Source organism: Dokdonella sp., assembly GCF_039926425.1.
Taxonomy (GTDB): Bacteria; Pseudomonadota; Gammaproteobacteria; order Xanthomonadales; family Rhodanobacteraceae; genus Dokdonella_A.
Genome location: NZ_JBDSWZ010000281.1, coordinates 1 through 7,174 on the forward strand (window position 1 = coordinate 1; position 7,174 = coordinate 7,174).

Below are 7,174 nucleotides of genomic sequence, written 5' to 3' on the forward strand. Positions count from 1 at the left end.
CCCGGATCGTGGAAAAACGACAGTGCATTGAACGCATTGCCGGTCAGGGCGATCGAGCGGTTGCCTCCATGCACCGGCGCAGTGTTCACGAAGTTGCTGCCACCGCCGTAGGAGTAATCCTGAAAGCCGTTCTGCAGCGCGTCGTCGTAGACGGTCAGGTCCGCATGGGCACGGGTGGCGAACACGCCGATCGTCAGGAGTGCAGCAAGGATTCGCGCGGTACGGGACTGCATGGTGAAGATTCCATTCGAGAATGTTGTGGAACATTTGCGTGGTGCAGAGCCGAGCGCTGCGACCGCTATTGGAGAAATGAGGTGCGGATCGCGTCGAGCAACGGATCGCGCTGTCCCGCCGGAAGCGTCGGGATATGGCCCTGGCTGATCGTCCAGATGATCACGCTGCCCAGACCTTGCGCGCGGGCGTATGCACCCTTGCCTGCGATCGACTCGGCGTCGTCGTAACTGAGGAAGGTGCAGCCGCCGACGCCGAACGGCGTGGAAGAAGAAAGATACGGCACCTTTGCGGTTGCGTCCCAGATTCGGCGCGACGGCGTGTAGTAGCCGGCCAGGATGTTCGTGTAGCTCATGGTGCCGTCGCTGTTGCTGATGTTGCCGCCGGGCTGGTGAGGCGCGGTCACGCCCTGCCAGCAGTCTCCATAGAACGCGATGCCGTAGCCGAGCTTCGCGGCGGGGACTCCGGACGCGCGGTGGTAGGCAATCGTCGCCGAGATCGACGACGGAGTATTTGGCGTTTCACCGTACAGCGCCGAGTTGTGCCAGCTTTGCCAGCCATCCCACGGCCCGGCCATGTCGTAAGTCATCACGTTGATGCGGTCGAACAACGGCGCGATCTGCGCGAGGAAGGGATCGGGCGTGTCGTCGAAATTCGTGTTGGTCCAGAGCAGCGGAACGGTCAGAAGCAGGCCTGGTCGCGCGGCGCGCAGTGCTTGCGCCAATGCGACGAACAACGCCTTGTCGTTGCCTTCGAGCGGCTCCCAGTCGAGATCCAGGCCATCGAAGTGATAGGTGTCCACGACGGCGAGAAGATTCGCCACGAAGGTCGCGCGATGGGCCGCCGATGCTGCACCCTCGAATCCACCGACCTCGCCGGCGCCGCCGACCATGCCGATCGCCTTTCGTCCGGCGGCATGCGCGGCGTTGACCGCCGCGTGAGCCCACGCAGGACCGTTGACCGTGTCGATATCGAAATCCGTGGTCACACTGCCGTCGGCAAGTGGCCGCACGCGTCCGACCATCAAGTGGGTGACTGTCGAAAAATCCACGTCGCCAATCGGATACAGGGTGCGTTCGTAGCCGACGTAGTACCCCTGCACCCAGCGCGGTGCCTCGAATCCATTTGCGAAAATACTGTCGGTCGCCTGCGCGGCGACACACGGGCCCGCCGCCGCGAGGAGCAAGCCGATCCGCATCGCGTACCCATTCAAGCCGAGCATGGCACCACCTCTGTGAAAAATTTCGTGTCAATCGATCCAATACGTCATAGTGGGTCGAAAACGGACATGCGGCTCACCGAGCCTTCGGCTATCTTTGTCTGCACGACCCGCCGTTGCACGATATCGCGGCTGCTGGGCTTCTCCCCATCGGCTCCGTGGCGGGATTTTCCATGGAGATGACTTGGATGATCGATATGCCTAGCCCAACTGGCGCGGACAGCGCGGATCCCGACGGTGACGCGACGTCGTCAGGCGGCCGCGTCCCGCGCTGGCTGTGGCGCGCGCCGATCGCTGATCCGATCGACCGGCGCAATGCGCCAATGCTGCAGGTCGTGTTGCTGTTTCTCGGGTGCGCCCCCCCGTTGATGTGGCTGTATCGCGCGTTCGCTTCCGACATTCCGTGGCGGGATGGCGAAATTCAGAGCATGGTCGTCAGCCTGATGATCAGCGCAGTCGCGATGTCGGGTGTGCTCCTCATCCGGCGCGGGCGCTTTCAGTGGGCGATCCGCCAGACGCTGGCGCTGATCGCCGCGGCGATGATTTTCTCGTACGCGACCGCGGGCACGACCTCGCAAGCATTCGAGCAACCGCTGCAGGTCGTATGGATGGTGCTCGCAGGCCTGATGATCGGTCGTCGCGCGCTCTGGCTGACATTCGCTTGCGTGGTGATCGCGTACACCGCCGGGGGCGTCGTCGACGTGCGCAATGCCGCGTCGGCAATCGACACTCCTCTCAACGTCACCATGAGTGTCGTGATCGAATCGGTCATGTTCCTGCTGATCGCCGTGGTGATCGATCGCAGCGTGCAAGCCTTGCGCGAAAGCCTGGGTGAGGCGACCCGCCGCGGCGACGCTCTGGCGGTCGCGAACCACCGACTCGAAGCCGAGATGGCAGAGCGCAAAAAAGCCGAGCAGCAATTGATCCATGCTCAGAAGGTCGAGGTGGTCGGAAGGCTCGCCAGTGGCATCGCGCACGATTTCAACCATCTGCTTGGCCTGATTCTCGGATATGCCTCCAGAGGACTTCGCACGACCGACGGCGTTGAGCTCAAGGAAATTCTGGGCGGTATCGACGCCGCCGGTCGCCGCGCCACCGCAGTGACGCGCAAATTGCTTGATTTCAGCCGAATCGAAGCGACGAAGATCGAAGAGTTCGACGTGGCTGACGCACTGCGGGACTTGAAGCCGATGTTGCGCCAGCTGTTCGATCCACGCGTTCGCATTGCACTGGACGTTTCGGCGGACCGTCAAATGATCGCGTTCGACCGCGCACAGCTGGATTTGGTCGTGTTGAATATCGCCGCGAATGCCAATCACGCGATGCCTGACGGCGGCGAATTCCACGCGCGCACGCGCGTGCTTGCCGACGTTTCCGCTGTGGAAATGGAATTCCGCGATACCGGACGCGGCATCCACAGGAATGTTTCCGAGCGCTTGTTCGAGCCGTTTTTCACGACCAAGCCTGCGGGGCAGGGTACCGGGCTCGGCCTCTCCGTGTCGAAGAATCTGGTCAACGCGGCGGGTGGCGACATTACCTTCGAAAGTGAGGTGGGGGCGGGGTCGACGTTTCGCGTGCGCCTGCCGATGGCGGGCCTCGCCCATGCCTGATCGGGAGGCTGCACAGCGCCGAACGGTTGGTGCTGCATCCCAGGCACGGATCGCGGTACTCGAGGACGATGATGCGTTTCGTGAACACATCCTGCGCGCCGGGTTGGTCCAACATGGATTTTCGGTCGAGACGTTCGCGCATTCGTCAGAGCTGTATCGACGCCTGTTGTCGACCTCGTTCGACGCCATCGTTCTGGACATCGGCTTGAGTGACGAAGACGGGTTGTCGGTTGCGCGTCAGCTGCGCGACGTGTCGTCTCTGGGAATCGTGGTGCTGACCGGCCGCCACGATGTGGAAAAAAGTGTGCAAGGACTTTCCGATGCGGTCGACGTGTGGCTGTCGAAGCCCGTGGACATGGAATTCATGACCGCGACCATCGACGCATTGTTGCGCCGGATGCGAACCGGGAGCGATGCGCCCGGCGATCCCCCGCGCGGGTGGAGCGTGTCGTCGAACGGGTGGCATCTGCATGCGCCGTCCGGCGACTACGTTGTTCTGACGCAATCGGAGCGCTGCGTGGTCGAGCGGTTGATCGCGGCAGCCGGCGAACCCGTCGCGCGTGCACAACTGATCGCGGATCTTGGCGAGTGTGAGCACGATTTTGATCCGCATCGTCTCGAGATGCTGATCCATCGCCTTCGGCGCAAGGTCGCCAGGCAATTCAACGAGCCATTCCCATTGAACGCAAGTCGCGGTCGCGGCTACGTCTTGTTGGGCACAGCAGGAAACCCGCCGGCCTGAGGCCACGCGCAGCGGACCCGCTCGCGAGTCGATCTTGCCGTGTTGCCTTTTGTTGCAATCCCGCAAATAGCGCGAATTCGTGCGGTTTCGCGGCGTTCGCGTGAGCTTTGGTGAGCAAGCGAGAAGTTGGGTGAGTGCGTTTGGCCGCGCTTCTTTCCTACGCTGTCCCCATGTGCAGGGGCGCGTTTGCGTCTGTTGTGTTCTCGACGTGCTTCGCAAGAGCGGGGCGTTGAGTTCACCCGCGAAGTTCGCAGCAACGGCTTTCGACCTTTCTGATGGAGGTTGGCCAGCACGTTGCCGAGGTCGCCCCTGATCGAAGACAACGATGGAAGGGGCGAACATGAAGATCGAAAAGCGGCTGCGCCGTGTGGTGAATGGACTGGCGGCGGCATCTGTCCTCTGGTTCGCGCCTTTTGCGATGGCGAACAACGCCTATCGCGCGGACGCCGGCAGCGGCGCTCACGCCGACCAGATCTACTGGATGGACTGGAGCGGCTATTCGTCGGTCGCCGACGGCACGACGGCATTCTCGTTCAATCTCGCGGACGGCTCCGTCCTGAGTCTGGACCTGACGCGCACCGGAAGCGGTACGCGCAAGTTCGAAGGCGTCTGTTCGCCCACCTACAATGGCTCTGCCATGGGCAACGTCGGCTACACGTGGAGCACGTATCCCGGCACCTGCGCCGGCAATGTGTCCGTCAACGGCAGACCGAACGTCGTGCTGTATCCAACCGACGGCAGTATCGGCAACAACGTCAGTTTCAAGCTGTCCAACATCAACCTCGTCAACCCGCGCGGTGATGCCGTCGACGAATTCGAGATCATTCTTGTCGATGGCGAATCGATGGACACGGGCGATGGCGCCGGGGGGAAGATCACCTTCATCTCGACCGGAGATAGTTGGAACCAATTGGAGCGCTTGCCGGCGACCGGACGCAACGGCCCCGCGATCCTGCCCGGCATCGGCACCGGAACCGTGGTCGAGGCGGCGCAAAGCGCGCCGGTGGCCGCGTGGCTGGTGACAACTGCGAAACCCGCGACAGGGACGTTCGACGTGACCGCATCGATCACCTCGACTGCCAAGCAGGGAATCATGCTCGGCATCCGTTGGGGCGCGGTGCGCCTGACCAAGAACATTGTCTCCAGAGGCGATCCTTCCGACCAGTTCACCTATCGGATCCTCAACAACGCGACGCCGCCGCTGTCGATCGGACGGGGCGCATGCACCGCGGCGTTGCCGGGTGCCATTGGCGACTGCACGACCAGCGGAACGACGACAGGCGCGCAAGACACGCTGAGCGCATCGATCCTGCCGGGCAACATCGTGACCCTCGCGGAGGACATGGCGCCGGGCAGTGCGTCGTCGCTGGCCCAGTACAAGAAGACCATCCAGTGCACCAACTCAAATGCGGGGTCGACGACGGTTCTGCCCGGTAATGGGGCCGCGATTGCGTACGACCCGGCCAACCCGCCGACGCTCGATGTGCGAAACGCCGACGACCTGGTCGATTGCGTGATCACCAACGCGGTCGAGGCTGACGTCGCCGTCACGAAAACCGGACCGGCAACAGTGGCTCCCGGAGCGACGATCAACTATGAATTGATTGTTTCCAACAACGGTCCAGGCAATGCCAGCGGAACATTGTTCAGCGATGCCGTCCCGACCGCGATCACCGCAGTCGCCGCCAGTTGCGGCGCCGTCACCGGGGGCGCTGTCTGCAACAATGCCGACATCACCGTCGCGGGCAATGCCGTCAGTGGCTTCATTGCAACGTTGCCGACGGGCGCCACTGCGAAGATCCTGATCACCGGCACCGCACCCGCGACGGTACAAGCGGTTCTGAATGCCGCGCATGTCGATCCGCCGGTCGGCACCACCGATCCCGACGAAGACAACAACGATTCATCCACCGTCACCACCAATGTGGTGGACGCGGACATGCAGGCAACGATCACCCTGCCGCCGACTGCAAATGCCGGTGATCCCGTGCATGGCACCTTCACCTGCACCAACAACGGTCCGGGCGTCGCAGCGAACGCGACCTGCACTGTTGCCGGCCTGCCCGCCGGAGCCGTCGTCTTTTGTACTCCCGCACCGCCGGTGGCGACGCTTCCGGTCGGCGGCGTGATCAACTGCACGGTGGATTTCACCGCGCCATTGACCGGCCCGATCAGCGGAACTGCAACCGCTGGAAGCGACACGCCCGATCCGAATCCGGCCAACAACACGGCCGTCGCGACGCTTGCGATCACACCGCTGGCGAATCTCGCGATTACCAAGGTTGCAAGTCCTGCAGGCACGTATCTGCCAGGCCAGTCGCTGAACTACAGCATCACTGTCGTGAACAACGGTCCGAGCGGCGTCAGCGGCGCCAGTGTGCTCGACACCGTGCCTGCGAACGTCGCGGTGAGCGCGTGGTCGTGCGTTGCGACCGGTGCGGGTGCCGATTGCGACACGACGCAAGCGGGCAGTGGCGCGACCGGGACCACCAACACGATCGCGCTCACGCAGGTCGCATTGCCGAGCGGCACCAGTCTGCTGATTTCGGTCACCGGCACGGTTGATCTCGCCGCGACCGGCACGATCACCAACACCGCATCGGTGACGCCGCCGACCGGAACCACCTGTTCGACCCCGCCCTGCGTGCGCGGCTCGACCGTCACCAATTCCAATGGCGGCGCGCCGCAACTGAGCATCCAGAAGTCCGCGACACCCGCAGCATTCGCGGTCGGCCAGACCGGCACCTACTCGGTGTTGGTCGGCAATAGCGGTACCTCCGCAACGACCGGCACCATCACCGTCACCGATCCCCTGCCGCCCGGCATCACGACGACCGCGACGCCCAGCGGAACGGGTTGGAACTGCAGTGCGAGCACGCCGACCAATGTCGTGTGCAGCACCAATGCCGTGCTCAGCCCGGGTGCCAATGCGCCCATCATCAGCGTTCCCGTGGCGATTGCCGCGGGCACGACATCTCCGGCCCGCAACGTCGCCGGTACGTCCGGTGGTGGCGACAGCGGCTGCCCGGCCGCGCCCCGCTGTTCCAGCGCGATTGAAACGCCGGTCGACGCGCCATTGATCGACGTGGAGAAAACCCTGCAGGGCACCCTCATCGTCGGCGTCGAGGCGAGCTATGTGATCACCGCGACCAACAACGGCCAGGCGCCGACGTTGGTCGGTACGCTGGTAGACACCATTCCCGCAGGCTTGTCGATCGGCACGCTCCCCACGGGTTGCAGTGCGGCCGGGCAAGTCATCACCTGCGCGCTGCCTGCAGGAATCGCCGTCGGCGGATCGATCAGCTACACGATTCCTGTCACGCCACAAGCGAGTGCGGACGGCCAGAATGTCAGCAACACGGCGACCGGAAA

The 7,174-nt window shown here is 63.5% G+C and carries 5 protein-coding genes; 3 read left to right on the plus strand and 2 right to left on the minus strand.

What is annotated here, in order from left to right:
- Positions 1 to 233: hypothetical protein (locus tag ABIV12_RS16140; protein ID WP_348061213.1), on the minus strand; the 233-nt coding region annotated here is incomplete at its 3' end.
- A 65-nt stretch (positions 234 to 298) separates the two neighbouring features.
- Positions 299 to 1,453: a glycoside hydrolase family 18 protein gene (locus ABIV12_RS16145; RefSeq protein WP_348061215.1), complete on the minus strand. Its 1,155-nt coding sequence runs from the start codon at positions 1,451 to 1,453 to the stop codon at positions 299 to 301.
- A 185-nt stretch (positions 1,454 to 1,638) separates the two neighbouring features.
- Between ABIV12_RS16145 and ABIV12_RS16150 the strand changes: the two genes are divergently transcribed.
- From ABIV12_RS16150 to ABIV12_RS16160, 3 genes are all read left to right on the plus strand, one after another.
- On the plus strand, positions 1,639 to 3,060 hold the full coding sequence (locus ABIV12_RS16150) for a HAMP domain-containing sensor histidine kinase (RefSeq protein ID WP_348061217.1): 1,422 nt from the start codon (positions 1,639 to 1,641) through the stop codon (positions 3,058 to 3,060).
- Positions 3,053 to 3,802, plus strand: coding sequence for a response regulator transcription factor (locus ABIV12_RS16155; RefSeq protein WP_348061219.1), 750 nt, complete (start codon positions 3,053 to 3,055; stop codon positions 3,800 to 3,802). The genes ABIV12_RS16150 and ABIV12_RS16155 overlap by 8 nt, the downstream gene beginning before the upstream one ends.
- A 340-nt stretch (positions 3,803 to 4,142) precedes the next feature.
- Positions 4,143 to 7,174 (plus strand): hypothetical protein (locus tag ABIV12_RS16160; RefSeq protein WP_348061221.1); only part of this gene is annotated, 3,032 nt, incomplete at its 3' end.